Here is a 24,716-nt window from a genome sequence, read left to right on the forward strand (position 1 = left end):
GCAGCTCGCCACCTCTCCGCCTCAGGTCCGGTCGTAAAACGCCGGAGGTTCGTGCCCGAGCAGCCGCAGGTACACGTAGCCCTGGCCGCGATGATGGATCTCGTTCTCCAACGCGTACGTCAACCAGCTCACCGCGTTCGTCTCGGGACCCTCCCAGAACGGATCCGGCCGCACCTCCAGCAGAGACTCCATGGAGATTCGATCCCACGCGGCCCGTGTCCGCGCCCGCACCTCATCCCCGTACGCCAGAAGCTCGTCGGCCGTCGCCGTTTTCAACGCTTCGGGCGGGCCTTCCCACGTCCATTCGCCGTCCGCCAAGCCCCGGATGTAGGCCCGCTCCATTTCCCAGATCTCCAACAGCATGTCCCGGAATGGCCGCATCCCCGGCACCGGCCTGGCGTCCAGCGCATCCACCTCCGCCAGGGCCCTCGCCACCTTGTTCGTCAAACGCCGATTGTCCTCCCACACCGACAGGAACCAAGCCTTCCAATCCAACCGCATCATCTCCTGTGCATCCGACCTCGCGATTCAGCGATCCGTCCCTTGGCGTACGGCGAGGTCTTTATCGAATCGAATCTTCGAAATGATACTATACGAGAACATATGTTCGTGTCAACCGCACGGTTAATCTTTTCTATCATCGGGCATGCTAGAGAAGAGAGATGGCTGAAAGGAGGGATCCCCATGACAGAGAACGATGTGATCGGCATGGCACTGGCCGTCCTCGTCCTCATCGGGATGGTGCGCCTCCTCGGCCCCCGGCCCGGCTTTCGGATCCGGATCGAGCGGCGGCGAAAGACGAAGGTGCGCAGACGAAAGGTCCCCGTTCACCCGCTCGTCCTCAAGGAGCGCCGGTTGGCCAAGGAGCTTCGGAAGGTCAGGGCCCAATTGAGAGCCGGCGAGATCGACGCGTAGAGGTTGAAAACGCAGGAAGCTGTCGATCCCGCAAGCCCACGCTCAACCAAACCGCCGCCCGCGAACGGGCGGCGGCGGCACACACCACGGGGAGACCGGTGCCCGGTTGATGGTACGGAACGGGAAACCCTCCCACGAAGATCGTTGGCATTCCCGCCCCCTCGCCGCCCGCTTTGGACCACCGCCTCACCGGCGGCCCGCGTACATCCAGACTCCCCAGGCGATGAACAACACCAGCGCGATGGCGGTCGGCAGCCAGACCAAAGTTGGAATCGACGCCTGGACCATGCTATCCCCTCTTTCCCATCCGTCGGCAGACGGGCCGCGTCACGCACACGCACGTCCCCCTCCGTATTGTCAGACGGTTCTATATTAGCCCAAGCGTACGCACCTTGAAAGTGGGCATATTCAGCATCCCCCGGGGCACGAGGGCGTAATCGCAGACCCGGCCGTCCATACCGGGCCGGATGTGGATGGCCGCCCACCCTGCCGCCAGCGCAACCGAGAACACGCGCCGCGTCTGCATCCGCCATGCCAGCGCCAGCGCGGGGTCCGTTCGCCGGATCTCCTGCATTCGCGCGGGGATGGAGATCCATCGCAGGAGGACGCCACTCCCTCCTGCCGTGCGCATCCGTGATCGGCCTTCGTCCGCATTCCCATCCGTTTGCAGGCGTTCGTGCAGCGCCTCGTCCGGAACCGCGGCCGGCTCCGGCAGCCCATCCGGGCGCACGCGGGCGGCCAACAACCGTTCCGCCGTGTTGACCGGAGCTTGTGCGCACGCCCTGCGGACGTCTTCAGGAACGACGGGGATGTCGGGGGCCAAATCCCACGTCACCTCGAAGCGGTCGGACGGCATGCCGCGGTTCAGATCATCGTTCAGTTCACCGTAGCAGTTCTCCACGTAGGTGTCTGCCACGGCCCCGAGTTTGGACAGGTTGAGCCACGCGTTGCGCGCCTCCAGCGGATCGTACGTCCAGACCATCCTGCGGTAACCGAGAGCCCGAGCCGCCTCGGCTTGCCGGTGTTTCAGCCGCTCGCCCACACCCTGGTTGCGGTAATCCGGCAGCACGCCCATCATGTGCGAGCAGAGGTACGCCTCGCCGGCGCGAAAACCGGGGAATCCGTACACAAACCCAATCATGCGCGGGCCGTCAAACGCGCCGATGGCGACACCGCCGTTTTTCACCGCCGTCCAGGTCTGGTGCACCGGAATCGGGTCCGTGCCCCACACCCGGCGCTCCAATTCCTGCATGTCCTGCAATTGTTCCAGACGCGTGAGTGGGTAGATGTCGATGTCCATGGCCCCTCCGAAAGGGAGCTCAGCTGGATTGAACCTCCACGCGGCCCACCGTGTATTCGACATTGCCTGCGATGGTCTTGCCGATAAAGCACCGGTTTCGGGCATCCAGTGCGGAGGATTCGTACTCGGCCTGACGCGCCGGATCTCCCCCGGCAATGGTCGGCGACACCTGCAGCCTGGCGAACTTCGACTGCAACGGATATCCGGTGACGGTGCCTTCCGCTGCGATCCGGACCTCCGACACCGGCAATTCACGCTTCTTCAACAAGCCGAAAAGCGTCGCGCTGTAGCAAGAAGCCACCGCCGAGATCAAGAAGTCCTCCGGACTCGCCCCGACCCCTTTTCCACCCATCTGGTCGGGCGCCGAGTATGTCAAGGTCTGCCCCGCGATCTCCAAGCGGCCCTCGCCATCCCTCCCCGTTCCCGACCAACGCAGCGTGACTGGGAATTGCAAGTCCGCCATTGCGCCTCACTCCTCTTTAAGGAAATTGTACCGCAAGCCCGCCGATTATGGGTACCATCCCGACGCACACGGCAGCCCGTTCAGCCGCTTCAAATCCCACCCGCCGGCCACAGCGCGCCGAGCGCCATTGCGCCGAACACGACGGGCAGGTAAATCAGGGAAGCGAAAAACGTCCGCTTCGCCCAATACGTCGTCTTTGCCCGCGGACGCAAGAGATGCACATGCATCCACAGGAACCACAGCCCAGCGATGGCGGCCGGCACCAGGTACAGCCACCCCAGGTGGACCGTGAAGGGCAGGAGCACCGACACCAACACCAACAGGACCGCGTACGCCCCCATCTGCCGCCGAGTCGACAGCTCCCCCCGCGCCACCGGCATCATCGGCACGCCGGCTCTCGCGTACTCGTCCCGCTTGTACAGCGCCAGTCCCCAGAAATGAGACGGTGTCCACAGAAAGATGAGCAAAAACATCCCCAATGCCGCCCAACTCAACTGCCCAGTCACCGCCGCCCAGCCGACCAGCGGCGGGAAGGCGCCCGCGCCTCCGCCGATCACGATATTCTGCGGGGTCCTGCGCTTGAGCACCATCGTATACAGGACGCCGTAGTACAGGTACCCCGCCAACCCCAGGGCCGCTGTAAGTAGGTTGGCGCCCACGGCCAGGATGAGGACACCGAGAAATCCGAGGACCAGCGCCCAGGCCAGGGCCGCCTTTGGCCGTACCACGCCGGCCGGCAGCGGGCGATGAGCGGTGCGGGCCATGACCCGGTCGATATCCCGGTCATACCACATGTTCAACGCCGCAGACCCACCCGCGGTCAGGGCGAGCCCAGCAACGCCCGACAGTGCCTGCAGGGTGATAGGCACCTGATGGGCTGCCGTCACCATGGCACACACCTCGGTGAACAACAGCAAAAACACGATACGCGGCTTCGTCAGCTCCCAGTACGCCGACATCCGGGTGCGCAGCGGTACAGGAGACACTGTACCCTCCTGCCAACTGCCGGCCGCGTGATCGACACTCGCCGGCATCTCGCGTCACATCCTCTCGATCCGTTTGGTAACACCAGCGTAGAAAGCGCGGCAACCGACCCGTGTGCGGCGCATCACACCTACGCCCGCTCCGGGATTCATGTTCACAAGGATGTTGCAGACGGCCAAATTTGCAGAGATGTCGTACAATGGTTCCAAAGCGCAATGGGGAGTGGGATGCGGATGACAGACCGTGCGGTTTTGCGATCCCGTTGGAACCGGATCTTCTTCTGCTTGGCGGCGGCGCTCAGCGTCGCCGGGTGCAGCGGACCCGGTGCGGCCCCCGCGACCGGTCCGGCGAACAACGCGTCCCCTGGCGGAGGGAACCGGACGACAGGATCGCATTCCGCACCCGCTGCGGCAAACGCCGCGTCCCTATCCCATCCGGCAGGCCACGGCCCAGGCGAGGCGTCCGGCCTGAAAAACCCGGCCTGGATCGCCGATCCGGTCAACTACTCCCCGGCCGGCGCCGCCGCAAATCACGCGGCTCCTGCAAACCCAAACCTGTCTGTCCCCATCCTCGAGTACCACGAGGCCAACTATGTGCCCGGGAACGTGGCGACCCTGAAACCCGGCCAGTTGGAGGCCGAGTTCCAGTGGTTGTCCGATCACGGCTTTCACACCATCAACTTCGGCCAACTGTACGCCGCACTTTACCAGGGGTACCGGTTGCCCAGCCGGCCCGTGCTGCTCACCTTCGACGACGGGTATGAAAGTGTCTACCTGAAGGTATTCCCCCTCTTGAAACGGTACCACTTTCAAGCCACCGTGTTCGCCGTCTCCGGCTTCACCCACGACCAGCCCAATCGCGACAAGCCGTTCCCGACGATGACCGTGTCCGAACTGCAGGAGTTGCAGGCCAGCGGCCTGGTGGACGTGGAGAATCACACCGCAACGCACGCGGACCTGTCCAAGTTGAGCGCGGACGAGCAGCGGCGCGAGATCGACGGGGCCGCGGCGTTCCTGGAGAACATCGTCCACCACCCCATCCGCTTTTTCTGCTATCCGAACGGCGATTACGGCGACCAGACCGTGGATCTCCTGCGCCAGTCGGGGTATCTGCTGGCCGTCACGCAGCATCAAGGATACGCCAACCTCAGCCAGGGGCCGCTCACCCTGCACCGGTTGACGGTGCTCGAGTCGACGACGCTCAGCGAATTCGCGGCGATGCTCCGCCCCTCGCTATCGGAACCCACCCAGACGCTGCCCCAGTCGCTGATGAACATGCACCAACAGGCCAGCCAGGCGTTCTCGAACCACCGGTACAGCGACACCATTCGCTTGGAGAACCAGGTCATCGCGGACGATCCCGGGTACGCCCCCGCCTACAACCTGCGCGGCATCGCCGAGCTGTACGCAGGCCAAATCCAACAGGGCCAGGCGGACATCGACCACGCCCTGCAGCTCGATCCCGGCTTCGGCTACGCCAAATTCAACAAAGCCCTCGGCCTGGAGTTGACAGGGCGGTACGATGAGGCCATCCGGGCCTATCAGGATGCGCTCGCTTCCGGCCGCGGGGAGTGGTGGATCCCCTGGTGCGACTACGGGATCGCGAGCATCTACGGACGCCGCGGCGACGTGGAGAATACCGTCCGCTACCTGCGCGAGGCGATTTCGCTCGACCCCTCCTGCAAAACGGAGGCGCGCACGGAACACGACTTCGATCCCGTGCGCGCCAGCGCAGCCTTTCAAGCACTTATCCGTTAGGCCCGCGGCCCGGCGGGAAGGCGGCCGCGCGGCCAGCCGCCTCACCGTTCACCGCGTCATGTGGCGCGTCGGAGCTGCCTTCCGCGCACGATGCGATGCTCCGCATCCCGCTTGATGGCGAACAGGCGGCCGCATTCGTCGCACTTGAGCACCTCGTTGACGACGTGGCGATACCCGACCTTTTTGGGGCGCCCCGTCTTGCCCCCCGCGGTCACCGGCCGCAGATACTCATGGATGTGCTGCTCCACCACCGACAGCGGAACCTTGCAGATCCGGCAGCACGGGACTTGATACATCGGTCGTCACCCCTCGGAATGGGAAACCTGGCGATGGACGTGCTTGTCCACCCTCCATGACCTGGTGCACACCACCAACGTGTCGTATCCTGTTGAATCTATCGTATACCAAGGAGTGGCCATTGTGGAGAGGTGTTCCGGGCAACTGGAAAGCTGTGCGCGGGTGGTGCAGAATAGAGACGTCCAAAGCGAAAGGAGTGGCTAGGCATGTACGACATCGCCATCATCGGCGCGGGCCCGGCCGGGGCGAGTGCCGCGATTTTCGCCGCACGCGCCGGCAAGAAGACGGTCGTCTTCGACAGTGACCAGAGCATCACCCGCAAAGCATGGATTGAGAACCACTACGGGATTGACCGGATCGCCGGCCCCGACCTGGTGGATCAAGGGAAGCGCCAAGCCCAGCGCTTCGGCGCGACCATCGTACAGGCGAAGGTGACCGGGATTGAGCGGCTGTCCGACGGATTCGCCCTGTTGACCGACGGGAGCCGTTTCGAGGCCCGGCACGTGATCTTCGCGACCGGGTTGTGGACCGACCTGGCGGAACAGGTCGGGCTGAACACCCAGCCGGCCACGGAACCGCGCATCAAGACGGTGATTGTGGTGGACCGCGACGGGCGGACGAACATCCCGGGCATCTGGGCGGCCGGAACGGTGGCCGGCACCAGCGTGCACACCATCATCACCGCGGGCGACGGTGCCCGAGTCGCCATCAACGTCATCAGCGAACTGAACGGCGAACGCTGGGTCGATCACGATGTGCTCAAACCGTCCACCTGATCCGGCGAATACCTGTTACGAGCCTGGGAAAAGGGCCGCAGCTCCGCGGCGGAGCCGCGGCCCGTTCATTTACAGCACTGCGAACTGCTCGTCTCGGACGTCCGTGATGAACATGTGGCCGGGGGCATGCGTGATCATCAGCTCGGGCTTGACGTGCATCGCCACCGCCTGAGGGGTGACGCCGCAGGCCCAGAACACCGGCACTTCTCCTGGGTGGAAGGTCACCGGATCGCCAAAATCGGGCTTCGACAGGTCTTCAATCCCGATGGCCGCCGGATCCCCGATGTGCACCGGCGCACCGTGCACCGCGGGAAAGCGGGAGGTCACCTGCACCGCCCGGACCACCTGCGCGTGCGGGATGGGCCGCATGCTGACCACCATCGGTCCCGAGAACCGCCCCGCGGGGGTGCAGTCGATGTTGGTCCTGTACATCGGGACATTGCAGTTCTCTTCAATGTGGCGGACCGGCACCCCGTTGTCCAGGAGCGCCTGCTCAAACGTGAAACTACACCCGAGCAGAAAGGCCACCAGATGGTCCGACCAATACGATTGAATGTCGGTCGTCTCGTCCACCAGTTCTCCACTCCGGTACACTCGGTATTTGGGCACGTCCGTGCGCAAGTCCGCGTCTGGCGCGACCCGGGCCGGCACCGGAGAGCCCACCTCGGTCACGTCGAGCACGGGGCAGGGTTTCGGATTGCGCTGGCAGAACAGCAAAAACTCAAACGCCAGTTCCTTTGGTAAAATGACCAGATTGGCCTGCGTGTACCCGGCGGCCGCACCGGCGGTCGGTCCGGTCCATTCCCCGCGCCGAATCTTTTCCCGCATCTGGGCGGGGGTGAGACGGGATGCGTCCATGTCAGTTTTCCTCCTTTAGGGATCCGCGCCATACCGTTCCAATCACCGCAATTGCAACCCGATTGTGTAAACACCTGTGTCTATGATCTTATCACATGCAATCGTCTTCCGCATTTCAATTCCTTCCCTGTTTTTTAGTATGTCAGATTTCCACACAATTTTCATTGACGCACGGAATGTCGCCGGTGTATGTTCTATGCGATGTGAATGCAACATGGAGAAATTGCAGAAAGGAGAGATCTTCGTGAGCGAATTGCCGAACGCCGCCATGGTGGCCGCCCGTCGCACGAGCTTGTCCGCGCTCATCGGCGCCGCCTTCATCATGGCGACGTCCGCCATCGGCCCAGGGTTTCTGACGCAGACCGCGGTGTTCACGCAGCAGTTCAAGGCGGATTTCGCCTTTGCCATCCTCGCCTCCATCATCCTGGACATCGGTGCCCAGATGAACACCTGGCGCGTCATCGGATACACCGGTCTGCGCGGACAGGACATCGGAAACCGGGTGCTGCCCGGCTTGGGAACGGTCATCGCCGTCCTCATCGTCATCGGCGGCTTGGCGTTCAACATCGGCAACATCGCCGGCGCCGGACTCGGTTTGAACGTCCTGTTCGGCCTCGACGTCAAGTGGATGGCGGCGGTATCCGGCGTGATCGGCATCCTCATCTTCTTGGCCAAAAACGCGGGCCCCGTGATGGACCGGTTCGCCCAAATCCTAGGGGCGTTGATGATCCTGGTGGTGCTGTATGTCATGCTCACCTCCCACCCGCCGGTGGGACAGGCCATCGTCTCGAGTGTGTCGCCGAGCATGGGGTACAACGCGCTGATGTTGCCGATGATCACCTTGATTGGCGGTACCGTCGGCGGCTACATCATGTTCGCCGGCGGGCACCGCTTGGTCGACGCGGGCATCACCGGCAAGGAGAACCTGGGGCGAATCGCGCGGGCATCCCTGACGGGCGTGTTGATCACGGGCCTGATGCGAATCATCCTGTTCCTCGCCATCCTCGGCGTCGTAGCCGCCGGCCACACGCTGGCAAAGAGCAATCCCCCGGCGTCCGCGTTCCAATTCGCGCTGGGCGACCTCGGCTACAAGTTCTTCGGCATCGTCCTGTGGAGCGCTTCCATCACATCGGTCGTCGGCGCCGCGTACACCAGCGCGTCGTTCTTACGCGGATTCGGCCGTTGGTTCCGGGACCACCAAGCTGCGACCATCATCGGCTTCATCGTTTTCTCGACGCTGGTGTTCATCCTCTACGGGCAACCGGTGAAGGTATTGGTCGTGGTGGGTTCGCTCAACGGCCTCATCCTGCCGCTGACTCTGCTGACGATGCTCATCGCCGCCGCCAACAAGCGCATCATGGGGGCGGACTACAGACACCCCGTTTGGCTGTACGTGTTCGGGGTGATTGCCCTCATCGCCACGGCGTACGCCGGCATCTCCTCGCTCGGCAACATCGCCAGCCTGCTGCATTGATGGCCTGGATCCGCGGTACGAAGCAGCCGCAGCAGATGATTGAACAGGGGTGCCTCCCCGTCGGGAGGCACCCCTGTTTGTCGCCGGAAACACCCGCCACGGTCCGGTTCAACGGTTCTGCAGCCGGCAGACCGGGCGCAGCCGGATGCCGATGGCGCTGCCAATCAAGGCGCCCAGGAACCATTCCCACCCGTGCAGGCTGAACGAGGCGATGCCGGAGAAGTAGGCGCCGATGTTGCAACCGAAGGCGATGCGGGCGCCGTAGCCCATCAACAGGCCGCCCCCGAGCAGCCCCAACACCATCCGCACGGGAATTCCCCGGAAATATCGCGCGGGCAATTTCCCAGCCAGCGCAGCCGCGAGCAGAGCGCCGACCATGATGGCGATGTCGTCGGTGGTCTCGAGATTATTCAGCACGCTCTGGTGCAGGGCCGCCGCGTTGGCGGTCGTCTGCCAGTACCCCCAGTTCTGGACGTGAATGCCGATGCCTTGGGCAATCTTGGCCCCCCACAGGGCAAAGGCGGAGGTCACGCCCCACGGTTTCCCGGAGACCACCAGCAGCACGAAGTTCCCGATGGCGAGCACCACGCCGCCGGCCATCCAGCTCCACGGGCCCTTGACCACCTGGGCCCAACGGAAACGGCTGCCCCCGAACAGCGGTTCCACCCGGCCGTTGCGTCGCTTCTCCACGCCCCACACGATGGCGAACACCAGAGCCATCAGAGCGAAACTGACGACCAAGCCGCCGGCCGGTCCCAACGTCTGCACAAAGGAAACGGGTCCGAGATTCGGTGTCTGCATCCACCAGGCGTAATGGGCGGAGCCAATCACCGAACCCGCGACAAACCCAATCAATGTCAGGATCCCACGGACATCACCGCCGCCCGTGTGATACAACGTGCCCGACGCGCAGCCATCCCCCAGCTGCATCCCGATGCCGAACAGGATGGAACCCGCCAGCACCGACAGCCCAACCGGGTACACGTTGGCCTTCACCGCGTGTCCGAGGATGTGACCGCTGAGCAGTACGGGCAGGAAGAGCACGTTGGCCAGCGCAAACGTGATCATCTGCGCCCGGATGCCAATTCCCCGGCCACTGACGATGAGGTGCCGAAACGAACTGGTGAATCCGAAATGCGCATGGTAGAGCGCCATGCCGAGGACGCCTGCCACCAGGAACAGGACGGCGTTGTTGAACGACACCGCCCGGTCGATATAGATAAACCCGACGAGAAAGATGAGAACGGAAACCCAAACCCATACGCGCTGCATCGTCTCCGGCCGGTCCGCCTGCGGAAGGGAGAAGCGGGAGTCGAGATCGACGATGCGCGCCTCTGGCGTTGCCATGGAAGCCACCTCCTTGATGATGCATGCCGTTCTATTTTAATACCATTCCAATGAGCTAACAAGGGATTAAGGAATTGTAAGCGCTCCCTAGATTCGATACGCTGGATCCGATACGATAGAAAAGAAATTCTCTCATTGGCAATCGTGCCAACATAGGTCCCATGTCGCGGACAAGCGATGGAATGTGGAGTGGTAAATCGTGAAAGACCGTGAGTTCCTTCGGACCATCCCGCTGTGGCAGCGCACCTGGCAAACCCTGGCCGCAGCGGCCGTCGCCATCGGCTTGGCCACCGGCTGCACCTCCGGCACCACGCCGGCAGCAGCACCGCCCCATCCCTCGAATACCGCCGCCGAGACCCAGACGCAGACGTCCGGCCATGCGGACGCCGCGAACGGCACACCCGCCCATGCAACGAACGGATCGAACGCGGCGGTTGGAAACACTGCGGCTTCGGGATCGAGTCCCCCCGCGACGTCCGGAGCGGCGGGCGCGGTTGCAGCCGATCCGCCCAAGTCGGCGCTGGTCCCGGTGGTGGTAGCCCGCAACGTGGACGGGGACACCCTTCACGTCATCCTCCCGAACGGCAAGGAGGCCACCGTCCGGATGCTGCTCATCGACACCCCGGAGACCGTGGACCCCGACAAGCCGGTGGAGCCGTACGGACCGCAGGCGAGCGCCTTCGCGAAGCAGAAGCTGCCCGTGGGGAAACACGTGTTCCTGGAGGAGGGTGTGCCCGGGAGCCAGACGGACAAGTACGGCCGGTTGCTGGCCTACGTGTACATCACACCGACGGACATGTACAACGAGGACGTCGTCCGGGCCGGCCTCGCCCGGGTCGCCTACGTGTACGAGCCAAACACCCAGCACCTCGCGGCGCTGCGCCGGGATGAGGCGTACGCAAAATCTCAGAAGCTGGGGATCTGGAGCATCCCGGGCTACGTGACGGATGACGGGTATAACCTCGCGGCCGCAGGCGGTGCGAGCGGCCATGGAACGACGGGATCGACCGCGTCATCGGCGACAGCAGGCGGCGGAAGCCAGCAGACCGGCCATTCGTCGGGCGCCTCCGGGTCTTCGGCGGGCACCGCGGCGTCTTCGGCAGGGACGCTGAGAATTGTCGCTTCCCACCTGGACGTCGCACGCGGCGAAGAGGCGAGCGTGACCATCCATACGGCGCCGGGCGCGCAGGCGCACATCGAGGTCCGCTACAAGAGCGGGCCCAGCCATGCCAAGGGCCTTGTGGATCAGACGGCGGACGCTTCCGGCCGCGTGACCTGGACATGGACGGTCGGGACCTCCACCACGCCCGGCGATTGGCCGGTGACCATCACCAGCAACGGGCAGACAGTTCAGACCAAGGTTCACGTGCGGTAGCAGAGCGTGCGATTCACCAAGTCAATCCTCTCTCAATTTCTGCACTTCCGGTTTTGCGAATCATTTCTGCCCACAGTAAGCGCCCCCAAACGGGGGCGTTGTATCATTCCCATACAAGCGCTTTCAAAGACTTCAGACAGGGGGAATGATAGGGTGGATCGCCGCAGATTAGTGCTCGTCACCCTGCTGTGCGGCCTGGGGTACATGATGTACTCGGTGGACCGCATGGTGATGTCGTCGTCCGTCGGTCTCATCGCGAAGGATTTCCATCTCTCCAAGGGCCTCTCAGGACTGTTGATGAGCTCATTCTTCTACGGTTTCGTCGTGCTGTTGTTCATCGGAGGCATCCTGTCGGACAAGTTCACCGGGAAGACGGTGCTGATCTGGGGCCTGTGCATCTTCTCCCTGGCCACAGGAGCCACCGGGCTGGCCACCGGATTCACCACGATGCTCGTCTACCGCATTGTCACCGGCCTGGGTGAAGGCCTCTTCTGGCCAGCGGCGTCCCAGGAGATCACGTTGGTGACGACGCCGGAACAGCGCACCACCGTGATGTCCATCTATTGGTCGGGATATCCAATCGGCGGGTTCTTCGGTACGTGGCTCGGCGCGGTCATCGGGTCTCACTACGGGTGGCGACCCGTGTTCTTGGTCGCCATGCTGCTAGGTCTGGTGGTAGCGCTCCTGTACGGAGTGTTGGTCCGTCATCCGAAAGCCGCAGACGCCAAGGTGAGCCTGGTCGAAGACGTACCTCTGCGGGAGATTTTCCGCAAGCCCACCGTCGTGGCCTTCGGCGTCTTCTACCTGCTCCTGATGTCCGGATGGTGGATCGTCCTCCTGTGGGCCCCCACGTTCATGATGACGACGAAGCACATGTCCCTCTCAGTCGGCGGCACCATTGCCAGTCTGATGGGACTCTCCGGCGCGCTGGGCGGTGTGTTGATCGGCCGTTTCTGCGATCGTGGCACCATCCAGCGGCGCAAGCAGGTTCTCGTGGCGATCACCATCATCACCGCCGTCCTGATGGCCCTGATGGTCGCTCCGGTGCCGGTCTGGCTGCTGGTCCTGCTGGTCCTTCTACTGGGGTTCTTCGGCTATCCCATCACCCCGGTGATCCTCACGCTCACCTCTCAGGTCGTTCCGAAACAGGTGGCCGGGTCAGCGATTGGGTTCGTCATGAATGTCGGGATGTTGGCAGGCGCCATCACCCCGGCGGTCGCGGGATATTTACAGGAGAATATGGCGATGACGACGGTATGGATGCTGGCGGCAATCGTGCAGCTCATCAGCTGCGCCGCGTTGTGGTTCACTGGACATTTGGAAGGCGCCCAGGTGCGTGACGGTGCTGCGAAAGCAGGAGCACCACTGTCGTAGTTCATGTCTGTGCCGCCGGCGACACGTTGGTGACGCCGGCGGCATCGAGGGCGTGCAGCCGCCCGCGTCCACTTCCAAACGAAAACCCGATGCGGAGGATGCCCAATGCCGCTGCGCGAAATCTCGTTGCCCGAAAGCCAAGTGTTGATCTACGAGAGCAAACATCCTCCCGGGGAACGGGTACCGGACCACCACCACCGGATCTACCAGATCCTCTACTTTCTCAACGGACACGGCACCATCTCCCTGGAGGGAAAGGCGTATGAGGTCACGGGTGACCAGATGGTATACATCGCACCGTACTCGGAACACGCGGTGCACGCCCAATCACGGATGACCGTGCTCGTGCTCGCATTCGGAGATTTTCTGTGTGGATTGCCGGGCGGGCGGGATTTCTTCATCCGCTCGCTGGCCCGGTCGAAGTACCAGATGCTCGATCCGTTCGCCGCCGCCCAGGTTCGGGATTCCTTTCGCCAGATCCTGTACGAGCAAACGCGCGCGGACCGGTTCTCGAGCCTCTCCATTCGCAGCCATCTGCTCGGCGCTCTGGTCACCATCGCCCGTGGATGGGAGATGCAGCGCGCTCCGGACCTGAACACTCAGCGGGCGAACATGCTGCGCCATCACATCGAGACGCGGTACTTCGAACGACTGTCCGCGGAAGATTTGGCGGACATGCTGAAGATCACGGCACGGCACATGAACGACATCTTCAAACAGCAGTACCACGTGACCCCGATTCAGTATCTCACCGAAGTCCGCCTGCAGCGGGCCAAAGAACTTCTGTTGAATACGGACAAAGAAGTCGTCTCCATCTGCTTTGAGGTCGGCTTCGAAACGCTCTCGACATTCTACCGGGCATTCAAGCGAAAGGTGGGCGTGTCACCGCTCCAGTTCCGAAGTCTGCAACGTGCCTCTGTCGACGTCCCGCCGCCGTAAGGGCGCCGGCACGCGGCCTTGCTCAGAGGCCTCCGCGAAGCAAGACGTTCAGTTCCGAACCTGCGAATCCCTTCCGCAGCTGAAAAGACACCAATCCACCGGCGTGATACGGTTGGGCCGCGGGATCGGAATCGTACTCACTTGAGGAGGGAGACCGCCTTATGAGAACCATCGGCATCATCATGAACGGCGTCACGGGGCGCATGGGCACCCGTCAACATCTGGAGCGCTCGATCGTCGCCATCCGCGACCAGGGGGGCGTCCCCCTGCCAGATGGCGACGTGCTCATGCCCGACCCCATCCTCGTCGGCCGCAACCCATCCAAGCTGCGGGCGCTCGCGGAACGCTACGGGATCGAGCGTTGGAGCACCGATCTCTACGCTTGCCTGCGCGATCCCTACAACGAGATCTACTTCGACGCGCAGACGACACAGCTGCGCGCCCAGGCAGTACGGGCGGCGATTGAGGCGGGCAAGCACATCTACTGCGAGAAACCCACGGGTACGTCGCTCGACGAAGCGCTCAATCTGGCCCGAATGGCCCAGCGGCGCGGGTTGAAGCACGGTGTGGTCCAGGACAAGTTGTTCCTGCCCGGCCTGCTGCAGTTGAAAAAACTGGTGGACACCGGATTCTTTGGCCGCATCCTCTCGGTGCGCGGCGAGTTCGGCTACTGGGTGTTCGAGGGGGACTGGCAGGAAGGACAGCGTCCCTCTTGGAACTACCGCAAAGAGGAGGGCGGCGGGATCATCGTCGACATGCTGTGCCATTGGCGGTACGTGCTCGACCATCTGTTCGGGCGGGTGACGGCTGTGTCCTGCCTCGGGGCCACCCACATTCCCCGCCGCTGGGATGAATCCGGACAACCGTATGACGTTACGGCGGACGACGCGGCGTACACCACCTTCGAGTTGGAGGGCGGCGTCATCGCGCACATCAACTCGTCCTGGTGCGTGCGCGTCAACCGGGATGAGCTGTTCGAACTCCAGGTGGACGGCACGGAGGGCAGTGCGGTGGCCGGATTGCGCAACTGCAAGGTTCAACACCGCGCCTTCACCCCGAAGGCGGTCTGGAATCCGGATTTGCCCGATCCGAACCAGTACCGAGACCAGTGGGTCCCCGTACCGCTTCGCGAAGAGCCGGACAACGCATTCAAAGTTCAGTGGGAGATGTTCCTCAAGCACGTGGTGCTCGGAACGCCTTTCAAACACGACCTGTTCGAAGGCGCCAAAGGGGTGCAGCTCGCGGAGCTGGGTCTGTTGTCCTGGCGCGAACGGCGCTGGATCCCGGTGCCCGAACTGCCGTCCGAGTGATGAGAGGAGGATGGCCATGTTGGCATTGAGACTTCCACAAGCAGGCGGCGGATGGGAAAACTATCACTTGACCGGTTCTCCGGTTCCGGCGGCCCCGATGGCCCCCGCGCGCTGCCGGGTGGCTTTCGCCGCCGCGCACGTGGTCGCCAATCCCCTGCAGGACGTCGACCCATCATCCCAGTCCGCCGTCGACTGGGAGGCAACCCTGGCATATCGGCGGTATCTGTGGTCGCTCGGCCTCGGCGTGGCGGAAGCGATGGACACGGCCCAGCGCGGCATGGGGCTGGACTGGACCGCCAGCCAGGAGCTGATCCGCTTGTCGGTGGCGGAGGCCAAGGCATGCGGCGGCCGGGTGGCCTGCGGGGCCGGCACTGATCACCTCACCCCCGCGCCCGGAGTCGCCTTGTCCGATGTCGAGCGCGCCTACGTTGAGCAGTGTGAATTCGTCGAGGCGGCCGGCGGCCAGGTGATCCTCATGGCCAGCCGCGCCCTCGCGTCCGTGGCCCGCGGCCCGGAAGACTATGTGCGCGTGTACGGCACGGTGCTGTCTCAGGTGAGCGGCCCCGTGATCCTTCACTGGCTGGGAGACATGTTCGATCCGCAGCTCACCGGATACTGGGGGCACACCGACGTGCACCAGGCAATGGACGTGTGTCTGCAGGTCATTCACCGGTGGGCCGACCGGATCGACGGAATCAAAATCTCCCTGCTCGACGCGGACCTGGAGAGACAGATGCGCCGGCTGCTGCCGCCCGGCGTCAAGATGTACACCGGCGACGATTTCCATTACCCGGATCTCATCCTCGGCGACGGAACGCACCACAGCCACGCCCTGCTCGGCATCTTCGACGCCATCGCGCCAGTGGCGGCGGCGGCCCTGCACGCCCTCGACGCGGGGGACGCCGGTCGGTATGCGGAGCTGTTCAAACCCACCGTCCCGCTGAGCCGGCACATCTTCCAGGCGCCGACGCGTTTCTACAAAACGGGGGTCGTGTTCCTCGCCTACCTCAACGGCCACCAGCATCATTTTCGCATGGTCGGCGGCATGGAAGGCATGCGGTCCGTGATCCACTTGGCCGAATTGTTCCGCCGCGCGGACCAAGCCGGCGTGTTGCGCGATCCAGAGTTGGCCGTGCACCGCATGAAGCTCACGCTGGCGCTCGCGGGAGGGGTGAGCTGATGGATCTCCGGTTCCTCAGCCTCAACCAGATGACGACGGAACGCTGGAGCGTGCGGGAAGCCGCCGAGGGCTGTGCCCGGGCCGGCATCGGCTGGATTGGCCTGTGGCGGCACAAAGTGGCCGAGGCCGGTCTGCGCGAGGCAGCGCGGGCCGTCCGGGACGCCGGCCTGCGGGTCTCGAGCCTGTGCCGGGGCGGCATGTTTCCAGCCGCGTCTGCAGCTGAGCGCCAGCAACGCATTGACGATAACCGGCGCGCCATCGAGGAAGCCGCCGAGCTCGGCACCGATGTTCTCGTGTTGGTCTGCGGCCCCCTGGACGGCTGCACCCTCGAGGACGCCCGGCGCATGGTGGAGGAAGGCATCGCCGTACTGGTCCCCGACGCTCACGATCACGGCGTTCGACTCGGCATCGAGCCGCTGCATCCCATGTTTGCAGCGGATCGATCCGTCATCTCCACCCTCGGCCAGGCGAACGATCTGGTGGAGCGCATTGGATCTAAGCAGGTCGGGGTCGTCATTGACGTTTACCATGTCTGGTGGGATCCGCACTTGTACCGCGAGATTGAACGGGCCGCCGGCCACATCGTGGGCTTCCATGTCAACGATTGGCTCGCCCCTGTGAAGGACGCTCTTATGTCACGAGGCATGATGGGTGACGGGTGTATTGAATTGGCCCGCATCCGGCAGGCCGTCGAGGCCGCCGGCTACAGCGGACCGGTCGAAGTCGAGATCTTCAACCAGACGATATGGGAAACTCCGGGTGACGAGGTGCTCGCCCAGATGAAGGATCGCTTCTCACGGCTGGTATAACACATCCCCTGCCCATCGGATCCTCCCTCCTGATCCGCGGCAGGGGTTGAGTTCGTTTATGTTTGTGTGATAATTTCAATTTATTCTTCCAATGTGACAAAGAGAGGGGGTTAATGTGATGGGAGCCAACCTCGGCGTGCTGGTGGATCACGCCGCACGCACGTCGCCTGACCATCCGGCCGTGGTCTTCGGTGAATCGATGTGGACATACGGACAGTGGCTGGCCCGCATCCAGCGCTTGGCCGGTGCCTTGCGGCAGTCCGGCGTCGCACGCGGCGATCGCGTCGCCGTCCTGTCAGCCAACCGGCCGGAGATCTTGGAGGTGTTTTTCGCGGCCTGGCGCATCGGTGCCGTCGTGGTTCCCATGAATTATCGACTGCATCGGGATGAGGTCGCCTACATCCTGCAGCACAGCCAGGCCAAGGCCCTCGTGTACGAGCAAGCGCGCACCGCGGATGTGGAGGTGATCCGCCCGTCCTGTCCGGATACCCAACTGTGGATCGGCATCCGTCCGGACGATGCGACGGCAGACGACTTCCCGACCTACGAAACCTTGGCTTACGAAACCCTGGTGAGAGAGGGACCCGTCTTGTCCGACGTGGCACCCGTGGACGGCGATGATCTCGCCTGGCTATTCTACACCTCCGGAACGACGGGGCGGCCCAAGGGTGCCATGCTCACCCATCGCATCCTCCTGTTGATGACCCTCAACGTCTGCACGGACATCTACCCGTTCTCCCGCAGCGACGTCGCCCTGCACACGGCACCGCTCAGCCACGGTTCCGGCCTGTACGCGCTGGCCCTCGTGGCCAAAGGCGCCACCCAGGTCATCCATGCACACGCGCGGTTCGACCCGGAGCGGGTTTTGGAGGACATCGCAGCCCACCAGGTCACCGTGCTCCCCTTCCTCGCCCCCACCATGGTGAAGCGGTTGACCAGCGGCCTCCGTCAGACGAACCGAGACGTGCCGAGCCTGCGGTGCATCATCTACGGCGGAGCGCCCATGTACGTGGAGGACATGCTGGAATCCCTCGAGGCATTCGGGCCCATTTTCGCGCAGGTGTACGGCCAGGGGGAGTGTCCCATGAGCATCACCGGGATGGATCGCGCCGCACATCGGCCGGACGACCCGGTTCACCTGGGATCCGTCGGAACGCCGCGGACCGGCGTCGAGGTGGCGGTGGTGGATGAGCAGGGGAACCGCTTGCCGGTGAACACGCCCGGCGAAGTGGTGGTCCGCAGCGACATGGTGATGAAAGGGTACTGGTCGGATCCGGAGGCCACGCGCCGGACCGTGATCGACGGGTGGTTACACACAGGGGACATCGGCTACTTCGACGAACACGGAAACTTGTTCCTGCTCGACCGCAGCAAGGACCTCATCATCAGCGGCGGCAGCAACATCTATCCCCGTGAGGTCGAGGAGGTTCTCCTTCGCCATCCGGGGATTGCGGAGGCCTGTGTGTTCGGGATTCCGGATCCGGAGTGGGGCGAGGCGGTAAAGGCGGTCGTGGTGAGAAAGCCCGGTTGGTCCGTGACCGAGGAAGAACTCATCGCATTCTGTCAGCAACACCTGACCAGCTACAAGAAGCCGCGCGTGATTGGCTTCGCCGACAGCCTGCCCAAGAACGCCTACGGCAAGGTCCTGAAACGCGAACTCCGTGCCGCTGAATGGGCTCAAATGAACCGGCAGATTTGACGGAAGGGGGGACTCGGCGTGAGTCCACTGCGGGTATTGCTCGCCAGCATGATTGGTTCCGTGATTGAATGGTATGATTTTTATTTATACGGTTCCGCGACCAGCCTCGTGTTGTCCAGCCAGTACTTCCCCTCGCATGATCACGCCGTATCCCTGATCCTGGCCTTCTCGACCTTCGGGATTGGGTACGCGGCACGTCCGTTGGGCAGCATCCTGTTCGGCCACCTGGGGGATCGCGTCGGCCGCAAGGCGGCCCTCATCTACACGCTGGTCGGCATGGGCATCAGCTCGACCTTGATTGGCCTGTTGCCCACCTACGCCCAGATTGGACTCTGGGCCCCCATCCTGCTGGTCGCCCTGCGCCTGATTCAGGGCGTATCGCTCGGGGGCGAATGGGGCGGGGCCATCCTTCTGGCGACGGAGTATGCCCCGCGCGGAATCCGCGGGCTCTATGGAGCCATCCCTCAACTGGGGGTCCCCGTCGGGTTGGTCACCGGGACACTGTGCTTCACCCTCATCAGCCATCTGACGACGAATGCCCAGTTTCTCAGCTGGGGTTGGCGCGTGCCCTTCCTGCTGAGCCTTCTGTTGGTCGCGCTGGCCATCTGGCTGCGCACGGGCATCGAGGACACGCCCGCGTTCCAGGCCCAGCGTGCGCAGGGCGACATCGCGCGGGTGCCCATCGCGGAGGTGTTCCGCACCAACTGGAAGAATGTCCTGCACGCCATCGGGCTGAAGATCGGCGACGGATTCTTGAACGTGTTCGTGATGTCGTACGTGCTGACGTACGCCACGGTGTACCTCAAGTATCCGCGCAACACCGCACTCAACGCGCTGACCATCGGATCGGCCGTGATGCTGGTCATCATACCGTTCACGGGCTACCTGTCCGACTACATCGGCCGCAAGCGCATCTATCTGAGCGGCCTGGTCCTCCTGTTCGTGCTGTCGATCCCGTATTTCTCCCTGATCCCGCGCGGAGCGGGCTGGTTCTATGCGATGGAGGCCGTGGTCCTCGGGGTTGTCTGGGGTGCCATCTTCGCGACGCAGGGGACGTTTTTCTCCGAGCTGTTCCCGACCAAGGTACGCTACACCGGCCTGTCGGTCGGGTACCAGGTCGCCGCGGCCATCGACGGATTCGGGCCCATCCTGTGGACATGGATGGCGAAGACGTACGGTCCGTCCGTCGGGAAGTTCAGTCTGTTCATGATGGTGGTCCTCGGCTTCAGCCTCCTGTTGACGCTGTTCGTCCGGGAGACGCGCGCCGTCGCGTACACCGGCGCGGAACCGAGCCTCAGCCCATACCGGTGATGGGGGTCCATCGGGCATGGTGTCCACCGATGATGGTGTCCATCGCAGCCAGGGCCCCCGTGTCCGCCCCCTCCGGCGGCGCGGGGGAACCTTGCGGGCGCTGACCGTTGCGGAAGCTGACCCCGTGTCAACTGGGTACTGAACGGCTCGGTTCCAGCGCCTGCTTGGGGTCCATCTGCCCGAAGATCACGCTGAGGATGACGGGAATGAATCGATCCATCACGCGAAAGTTGGTGTACACGAGGTTTCGGACCACCGCCGGACGGAGTTCGTCGCCGTCCACATCCACGCTGGTCCTGAAGAAGACGCGTCCGCTGTCCATATCCATTTCAAAGTTGCCCACGCTGAGATTCCAGTTGATGCGCATGAACAGTTCAGCGGCCACACTCCGCTTTTCCTTCGGCACGCGGATGGGCAATCTCGAATAGAAGACGAAAATGCCGTACTCCTCTTCGAGGATTGCCCGGCCTTCCAGATCTCCGTGATCCGCACTCAACCAAAAGCGGATGGTGCGCGCGTTCAGCTCTGTGAACTGCCACTGCTCCTCCTGCAGGAAGGCGTGCACGACCTCCCGCATGCTCACCCGCGTCGTCTCCAACCCCGCGTCGTCCTGCGCTTGTGGCATCACCGCCGTGACCGCTTCCGCACCCCGGGACTCGTACACCGTCTCGTCCGCATGGTCCGCCTCCTCGTCCACGAAGGCCACATACCATCCGCGATCATCCCGTTTCACGGCGCATCGCCTCAGGGGCGTGTCCCCCGGCACCAGCAACGGGTGCTTCGGCTGTCGCTGCTCCGTCAACCCCAGACAGAAAAACGGAACGTCCGCCGGCACAGCGTCCGCCAACAGGCTGACCATGAAATCCCCTTGCGGAAGTGTCCGCACCTTGTTGCCCCAGGCCACCACCACGCGGTTCGCCCTGCGGATGGCCGATAGGATATGCGTCTGGTTCTCGGGACCAATCGGATCGGCCACCTTGCGCAAATCCGACGGATTGGCCGCCCGATAGGCGAAGAGATTGACGACCTCGAGCGAACCAAATCCCCACCGGCGCGCAAAGCCGATGCATCGGCGGATGGTGTTGTCGTCTTCCGCATCATCCGCGGTACTCGGATTCAACATGATGAAGAGCACCCTGGGCCGCCCTTCTTCCCACTCCCGTACAAGGGAGTAGCGATATGGCCCGTCCATCACGGCGTGTTTGTTCACATCGCTTCCTCCTCGGTATCGGGTGGTTCGACACCCGGGGCGCCACCTCCTCTTGATAATCGCTCATCACGTCATCCGGAAATTTGAACCAATGACCTGTTTCATCTCCTCAATTTGTGCGGTATGGCGGCGCTCGTGAAGAGGCAAAACCTCCAACCACTGGTGAATACTCAACATGCCAAAAAAGGGATGCCGGAACCCGTGATGGTGCAATGCATCGGCATCTTCAATCGAGGCAAGAACGGCTGTGAGTTCGCTTCTCGAGGCCGCCAATGAGGCCACTGCCTCGTCCAGAGTGGTAAACATCCCCTGTGGATCGGAAACCTTGGGCGATTTCAACTTTCGGCTTCTATCCAAAACGCTCTCAACAGATTGCCGTGGGATCTCCGAACTCGGCTTGGTCAATGCATGACGGATTCCTTGGACAACCGCCTTTTCTGTCAAATGGAGATGTTCAAGGACATGGAGAATGGACCACCCGTCTGCGTTACGGATACGCAGTTCTTCATCTGACAAATCCTGAACGGATTGCAATAACTGCATTCTCGCTTGGCGCAAGTCATCCACTGGTCCTGCCTCCCTCAATGGATGGGTTGGACACGTGATTTCGTTCCCCGAATGGAAGTGGCGCGGGCCCCGGACAACCCAGGCACCAGCGCCACACTGGATATTTTGGTGCATCCGGATCGACCCGAACCCCGCAAGGACCATGTCGGCAAGACGAAAAACGGGGTCCGGATCAGGATGTCCCGACCCTGATCTGTTGTCTTCGAAACGTTACGGACCCAAACATGCTCATTCCAGAAATGACGGACGCGCACAAGGGGGCGTCATGTCCTACGATCACGCCATCGGTCAAGCCCTTTTCAGATAATCGGCGAGCTGATCCAGCGTTCCATCAAAACCTCGCCGGATGGATTCTAACCCTGCTTCATAGGTCTCACGCTCTTCCTCCGTCGCGTTGATAGGTCCTCCTTGAAGGGTGAGTTTGGTTTTACCGTCCATCTCGGAGAACGTCAACGTGTTGGAGATTTCCAACGGCCACGTTGAACTGAATGGTGCACGGGTGATGTTGCCCTCCTCATCGGAAAAGGAATTGATGAACACGATCTTCTCCGGCGCAACAATTTCGAGATAAACGAATCTGCCCCACATTTCGTGGCCGTCTGGAGATCGTATGCTGTAATGAAAAACGCCACCCGGGCGGAGTTCCAATTTCGAGACCTGCATCGTGAACCCTTTCGGACCCCACCAGTGCTTCAGACGCTCACGTTCGGTCCACGCTTCGAACACGAGCTCCCGTGGCGCATCGAAGGTACGCGTGATGACCAACTCAATTTGTTCCGACATTCACATTCTCCTTTAAATTTTGTGTTCATTGATTATAACGGGATCGCCCTCCTTCTGTAAACTCGGGCTTCAACGAGCGTACCCCTCCACACACGACCCGTCAAATCGCATACACCTTGAAAATCATCGGTCGGTCAGGTCCGTTCTCTGACTCCTTCATCACATCAGGATCCACCATCCTCGCATACAATCGTTCAGGAGGGAAAAGCATGGAGTTTCAGGCGAGTCTAAGCACCCGATTCGCCGTGACCTTCTTGACCATATTGGCTCGGTTTCTCATCGGTCCACCGAGCCGCGTTCATCCGTTTACCATCCTGCTCATCATCAGCCTGCTGTACCCCGGCGTATCCCTATCCAGATTCGTCGTGGGACGAATCCTTTTTCTGCTCATGCTGTTTATGGACATCCGATAATCCTTCCAATCCTCACACACTCTTTTCCGCACTCACTGCTTCCGCCCAATATTAGGGCGTTCTTCCTCTCATCCGTGACCACCTCCGCCTGGCTCACTCGCGGGCAGTCGTCGCTGTTCGGGAATTTTCTCTTCCTGCAAAATCGTTGCCACTTGCGTATACGTGGAGGCGTTTCAGTGGTTGTCCGCCATGGTCCACTCTTGCGTGATCACACGACGACGGATCCACCCCAATACAGCGGTGACGCACAGCCACCCTGCGTCAATGCCGAGCCAGACGTGCAGATTGTGAACAGCTTTGGCCGCCAACTGCAGGTCCGCCTGCATCACGGCCGCGTGAATGGTGTGTTGGGACTGCATTTGCCACGACCACGCTTGAAACCACCAGAGCGCGGTGTAAAACAGGCAGGCGAGCAGGGTAACCGCGCTGCCGATGAACAAGAGGTGGACGATGGCGCGTGTCCTTTTCATGACATAGTCCTCCCATTCGAAGATGACGGGTTCCGCGTCGGGGTGCGAAGTGCGGATTGGATATGGGTGATGGAGCGGTATATGACTTGATAATAACAAATTTTCCGTACATGAAGTAAATTCCATCTTGGTTGGCGTTCCCGTGAATGTCAAACCGAGCACGCCTGGCAACTCCTCGGTCCGAGGCTGGATCATGGTCTCAAATCGGCCAAGGTTGAGCAGCGCCTGAAAATGATTTCGGTACACGAAGATTGTCAATAGATTTTCAAGAAGCCGCGGTTGAGCAAAAGCGCGGGCTCCCGGAATCCCAAGAACCCGCGCCACGACTGGATATTTTGGTGCACCCGGAGGGACTCGAACCCCCGCAAGACGCGGTTTAGGAAACCACCGCTCTATCCGCCTGAGCTACGGGTGCATGATGGAGAGACCGGATACCCTCTCTTATATTATACAGGACCAGGCGGCATCCAGGCAAAGGAAAGCTCCGGTCCCGACGTCAATCGTTCAAATACCCGGCGCCAATCGGTCAAATGCCAGCATCAATCGTCCATGGATTGCCGGCCGGCCCGTATGGGCGGCTGACCATCGTTCAAGGTCCATCGTCCACGGTCCCTCTCCAACGGTCAACCGTCCGCAATCGATGACCACGGTCAACGGTGCCTGGGCCGAAATGGCATGGATACGGACAACCCTTCGACGGACATGGTGAGGCGGCCCTGTTCGCATCCCAGATGGCGAACGTGCAGATGGACCCCGAGCCCCGCCAACAACGAGGGCAGATGGACGCGAAGCGACTCCTCCATCACCGAGATGCCGGGCGGCCCGTCCCGCACCGCCTCCTTCAGTTGGCGCTGTACCAGCGCGGACGGGATGGGGACCAGTTTGTGGGCCGAGATGTCAATGGCCACCGTGTCGGGTGCCGGGATGGAGGGCACCGCGAGAAAGTCCACATGCCACCAGAGCAGTTTCACTTGGCCGCGGATGCCCTCCGGCGTGATGGACACGATGCGAAGCCCGGATTCCGGCAGCAGTTCGTCCATCCAGTCCTGTAAGTCATCCCGGTCCATCACAATGGAGATTTGGGAAACGCGCACGAGATCCCCCT

The 24,716-nt window shown here is 62.4% G+C and carries 25 protein-coding genes and 1 tRNA gene; 13 read left to right on the forward strand and 13 right to left on the reverse strand.

All coding sequences use genetic code 11. The features are described 5' to 3' along the window. Positions 1-21 precede the first annotated feature (21 nt). Positions 22-495, reverse strand: coding sequence for a DinB family protein (locus BM357_RS15295; protein ID WP_217647705.1), 474 nt, complete (start codon positions 493-495; stop codon positions 22-24). Between the two features lie 189 nt (positions 496-684). On the opposite strand from BM357_RS15295, the gene BM357_RS15300 reads away from it, so the two are divergent. Further along, positions 685-915, forward strand: a complete 231-nt coding sequence (locus BM357_RS15300) for a hypothetical protein (protein ID WP_074955404.1) — start codon at positions 685-687, stop codon at positions 913-915. Positions 916-1,282: 367 nt separating this feature from the next. Here the strand turns inward: BM357_RS15300 and BM357_RS15305 are convergent, their stop codons facing one another. The 3 genes from BM357_RS15305 to BM357_RS15315 all read right to left on the reverse strand — a co-directional run bounded on the left by BM357_RS15305 (position 1,283) and on the right by BM357_RS15315 (position 3,712). After that, positions 1,283-2,215 (reverse strand): GNAT family N-acetyltransferase, encoded by a 933-nt coding sequence (locus tag BM357_RS15305; protein WP_175511557.1) that lies wholly within the window; start codon positions 2,213-2,215, stop codon positions 1,283-1,285. A gap of 19 nt (positions 2,216-2,234) precedes the next feature. Then, complete coding sequence (locus tag BM357_RS15310; RefSeq protein WP_074955410.1) at positions 2,235-2,678, reverse strand: OsmC family protein; 444 nt, start codon at positions 2,676-2,678, stop codon at positions 2,235-2,237. Positions 2,679-2,767: 89 nt separating this feature from the next. Then, positions 2,768-3,712, reverse strand: a complete 945-nt coding sequence (locus BM357_RS15315; protein WP_074955413.1) for a heme o synthase — start codon at positions 3,710-3,712, stop codon at positions 2,768-2,770. Positions 3,713-3,895: 183 nt separating this feature from the next. On the opposite strand from BM357_RS15315, the gene BM357_RS15320 reads away from it, so the two are divergent. Then, positions 3,896-5,419, forward strand: coding sequence for a polysaccharide deacetylase family protein (locus BM357_RS15320; protein WP_074955416.1), 1,524 nt, complete (start codon positions 3,896-3,898; stop codon positions 5,417-5,419). Between the two features lie 56 nt (positions 5,420-5,475). Here BM357_RS15320 and BM357_RS15325 read toward each other — a convergent pair whose 3' ends face one another. Then, positions 5,476-5,715 (reverse strand): Trm112 family protein, encoded by a 240-nt coding sequence (locus tag BM357_RS15325; protein WP_029422008.1) that lies wholly within the window; start codon positions 5,713-5,715, stop codon positions 5,476-5,478. 207 nt (positions 5,716-5,922) lie between these two features. Here BM357_RS15325 and BM357_RS15330 point away from each other — a divergent pair, with 207 nt between their 5' ends. After that, positions 5,923-6,492: an FAD-dependent oxidoreductase gene (locus BM357_RS15330; RefSeq protein ID WP_074955419.1), complete on the forward strand. Its 570-nt coding sequence runs from the start codon at positions 5,923-5,925 to the stop codon at positions 6,490-6,492. Positions 6,493-6,561: 69 nt separating this feature from the next. Here the strand turns inward: BM357_RS15330 and BM357_RS15335 are convergent, their stop codons facing one another. Continuing rightward, on the reverse strand, positions 6,562-7,350 hold the full coding sequence (locus BM357_RS15335; protein ID WP_074955422.1) for a putative hydro-lyase: 789 nt from the start codon (positions 7,348-7,350) through the stop codon (positions 6,562-6,564). 244 nt (positions 7,351-7,594) lie between these two features. Here BM357_RS15335 and BM357_RS15340 point away from each other — a divergent pair, with 244 nt between their 5' ends. Beyond that, complete coding sequence (locus tag BM357_RS15340; protein WP_342741634.1) at positions 7,595-8,824, forward strand: NRAMP family divalent metal transporter; 1,230 nt, start codon at positions 7,595-7,597, stop codon at positions 8,822-8,824. Between the two features lie 108 nt (positions 8,825-8,932). On the opposite strand, the gene BM357_RS15345 is transcribed toward BM357_RS15340, so the two are convergent. Continuing rightward, positions 8,933-10,171, reverse strand: coding sequence for a YeeE/YedE family protein (locus tag BM357_RS15345; RefSeq protein WP_074955424.1), 1,239 nt, complete (start codon positions 10,169-10,171; stop codon positions 8,933-8,935). Between the two features lie 199 nt (positions 10,172-10,370). On the opposite strand from BM357_RS15345, the gene BM357_RS15350 reads away from it, so the two are divergent. The 8 genes from BM357_RS15350 (at position 10,371) to BM357_RS15385 (ending at position 20,168) form a co-directional block, all read left to right on the forward strand. Further along, positions 10,371-11,546 (forward strand): thermonuclease family protein, encoded by a 1,176-nt coding sequence (locus BM357_RS15350; RefSeq protein ID WP_245784040.1) that lies wholly within the window; start codon positions 10,371-10,373, stop codon positions 11,544-11,546. A 153-nt stretch (positions 11,547-11,699) separates the two neighbouring features. Then, the gene (locus tag BM357_RS15355) at positions 11,700-12,920 is read left to right on the forward strand and encodes an MFS transporter (protein WP_139234754.1); all 1,221 of its coding nucleotides are present in this window, start codon (positions 11,700-11,702) and stop codon (positions 12,918-12,920) included. Between the two features lie 105 nt (positions 12,921-13,025). After that, positions 13,026-13,859: a helix-turn-helix transcriptional regulator gene (locus BM357_RS15360; RefSeq protein ID WP_074955431.1), complete on the forward strand. Its 834-nt coding sequence runs from the start codon at positions 13,026-13,028 to the stop codon at positions 13,857-13,859. Between the two features lie 161 nt (positions 13,860-14,020). Beyond that, the gene (locus tag BM357_RS15365) at positions 14,021-15,169 is read left to right on the forward strand and encodes a Gfo/Idh/MocA family protein (RefSeq protein ID WP_074955434.1); all 1,149 of its coding nucleotides are present in this window, start codon (positions 14,021-14,023) and stop codon (positions 15,167-15,169) included. 16 nt (positions 15,170-15,185) lie between these two features. Further along, positions 15,186-16,349 carry a dihydrodipicolinate synthase family protein gene (locus tag BM357_RS15370; RefSeq protein ID WP_425426558.1) on the forward strand — a complete coding sequence of 388 codons (1,164 nt, stop codon included), beginning with the start codon at positions 15,186-15,188 and terminating at the stop codon, positions 16,347-16,349. Beyond that, positions 16,349-17,158: a sugar phosphate isomerase/epimerase family protein gene (locus tag BM357_RS15375; RefSeq protein WP_074955440.1), complete on the forward strand. Its 810-nt coding sequence runs from the start codon at positions 16,349-16,351 to the stop codon at positions 17,156-17,158. Before BM357_RS15370 ends, BM357_RS15375 begins: the two co-directional genes overlap by 1 nt. Before the next feature lie 118 nt (positions 17,159-17,276). After that, positions 17,277-18,857 carry an acyl-CoA synthetase gene (locus BM357_RS15380; RefSeq protein ID WP_074955442.1) on the forward strand — a complete coding sequence of 527 codons (1,581 nt, stop codon included), beginning with the start codon at positions 17,277-17,279 and terminating at the stop codon, positions 18,855-18,857. Positions 18,858-18,875: 18 nt separating this feature from the next. Next, entirely contained in the window at positions 18,876-20,168 is a 1,293-nt protein-coding gene (locus BM357_RS15385) for an MFS transporter (RefSeq protein ID WP_074955445.1), read from the forward strand. Between the two features lie 127 nt (positions 20,169-20,295). On the opposite strand, the gene BM357_RS15390 is transcribed toward BM357_RS15385, so the two are convergent. The 3 genes from BM357_RS15390 to BM357_RS15400 all read right to left on the reverse strand — a co-directional run bounded on the left by BM357_RS15390 (position 20,296) and on the right by BM357_RS15400 (position 22,728). After that, complete coding sequence (locus tag BM357_RS15390) at positions 20,296-21,378, reverse strand: DUF1643 domain-containing protein (RefSeq protein WP_074955448.1); 1,083 nt, start codon at positions 21,376-21,378, stop codon at positions 20,296-20,298. 66 nt (positions 21,379-21,444) lie between these two features. Beyond that, positions 21,445-21,945, reverse strand: coding sequence for a DinB family protein (locus tag BM357_RS15395; RefSeq protein WP_074955451.1), 501 nt, complete (start codon positions 21,943-21,945; stop codon positions 21,445-21,447). A 288-nt stretch (positions 21,946-22,233) separates the two neighbouring features. Then, positions 22,234-22,728: an SRPBCC family protein gene (locus BM357_RS15400; protein WP_074955454.1), complete on the reverse strand. Its 495-nt coding sequence runs from the start codon at positions 22,726-22,728 to the stop codon at positions 22,234-22,236. 209 nt (positions 22,729-22,937) lie between these two features. Between BM357_RS15400 and BM357_RS15405 the strand changes: the two genes are divergently transcribed. Continuing rightward, positions 22,938-23,141, forward strand: coding sequence for a hypothetical protein (locus tag BM357_RS15405; protein ID WP_074955457.1), 204 nt, complete (start codon positions 22,938-22,940; stop codon positions 23,139-23,141). Between the two features lie 173 nt (positions 23,142-23,314). Here the strand turns inward: BM357_RS15405 and BM357_RS15410 are convergent, their stop codons facing one another. The 3 genes from BM357_RS15410 to BM357_RS15420 form a co-directional block, all read right to left on the reverse strand. Then, on the reverse strand, positions 23,315-23,611 hold the full coding sequence (locus BM357_RS15410; RefSeq protein ID WP_074955460.1) for a hypothetical protein: 297 nt from the start codon (positions 23,609-23,611) through the stop codon (positions 23,315-23,317). Between the two features lie 336 nt (positions 23,612-23,947). Then, positions 23,948-24,026: transfer RNA gene (locus BM357_RS15415), tRNA-Arg, on the reverse strand. Positions 24,027-24,261: 235 nt separating this feature from the next. Further along, the gene (locus BM357_RS15420; RefSeq protein WP_074955463.1) at positions 24,262-24,705 is read right to left on the reverse strand and encodes a hypothetical protein; all 444 of its coding nucleotides are present in this window, start codon (positions 24,703-24,705) and stop codon (positions 24,262-24,264) included. Positions 24,706-24,716: the final 11 nt, after the last annotated feature.

It is taken from the genome of Paenalicyclobacillus macrosporangiidus (genome assembly GCF_900116805.1).
GTDB lineage: Bacteria > Bacillota > Bacilli > Alicyclobacillales > Alicyclobacillaceae > Alicyclobacillus_H > Alicyclobacillus_H macrosporangiidus.

Excerpts from the sequence above, each read along its gene's own strand:
- BM357_RS15300 (WP_074955404.1), top strand. The coding sequence starts at position 685 with ATGACAGAGAACGATGTGATCGGCATGGCACTGGCCGTCCTCGTCCTC.
- BM357_RS15305 (WP_175511557.1), bottom strand. The coding sequence starts at position 2,215 with ATGGACATCGACATCTACCCACTCACGCGTCTGGAACAATTGCAGGAC.
- BM357_RS15310 (WP_074955410.1), bottom strand. The coding sequence starts at position 2,678 with ATGGCGGACTTGCAATTCCCAGTCACGCTGCGTTGGTCGGGAACGGGG.
- BM357_RS15315 (WP_074955413.1), bottom strand. The coding sequence starts at position 3,712 with ATGCCGGCGAGTGTCGATCACGCGGCCGGCAGTTGGCAGGAGGGTACA.
- BM357_RS15320 (WP_074955416.1), top strand. The coding sequence starts at position 3,896 with ATGACAGACCGTGCGGTTTTGCGATCCCGTTGGAACCGGATCTTCTTC.
- BM357_RS15325 (WP_029422008.1), bottom strand. The coding sequence starts at position 5,715 with ATGTATCAAGTCCCGTGCTGCCGGATCTGCAAGGTTCCGCTGTCGGTG.
- BM357_RS15330 (WP_074955419.1), top strand. The coding sequence starts at position 5,923 with ATGTACGACATCGCCATCATCGGCGCGGGCCCGGCCGGGGCGAGTGCC.
- BM357_RS15335 (WP_074955422.1), bottom strand. The coding sequence starts at position 7,350 with ATGGACGCATCCCGTCTCACCCCCGCCCAGATGCGGGAAAAGATTCGG.
- BM357_RS15345 (WP_074955424.1), bottom strand. The coding sequence starts at position 10,171 with ATGGCAACGCCAGAGGCGCGCATCGTCGATCTCGACTCCCGCTTCTCC.
- BM357_RS15360 (WP_074955431.1), top strand. The coding sequence starts at position 13,026 with ATGCCGCTGCGCGAAATCTCGTTGCCCGAAAGCCAAGTGTTGATCTAC.
- BM357_RS15365 (WP_074955434.1), top strand. The coding sequence starts at position 14,021 with ATGAGAACCATCGGCATCATCATGAACGGCGTCACGGGGCGCATGGGC.
- BM357_RS15370 (WP_425426558.1), top strand. The coding sequence starts at position 15,186 with ATGTTGGCATTGAGACTTCCACAAGCAGGCGGCGGATGGGAAAACTAT.
- BM357_RS15375 (WP_074955440.1), top strand. The coding sequence starts at position 16,349 with ATGGATCTCCGGTTCCTCAGCCTCAACCAGATGACGACGGAACGCTGG.
- BM357_RS15380 (WP_074955442.1), top strand. The coding sequence starts at position 17,277 with ATGGGAGCCAACCTCGGCGTGCTGGTGGATCACGCCGCACGCACGTCG.
- BM357_RS15400 (WP_074955454.1), bottom strand. The coding sequence starts at position 22,728 with ATGTCGGAACAAATTGAGTTGGTCATCACGCGTACCTTCGATGCGCCA.
- BM357_RS15405 (WP_074955457.1), top strand. The coding sequence starts at position 22,938 with ATGGAGTTTCAGGCGAGTCTAAGCACCCGATTCGCCGTGACCTTCTTG.
- BM357_RS15410 (WP_074955460.1), bottom strand. The coding sequence starts at position 23,611 with ATGAAAAGGACACGCGCCATCGTCCACCTCTTGTTCATCGGCAGCGCG.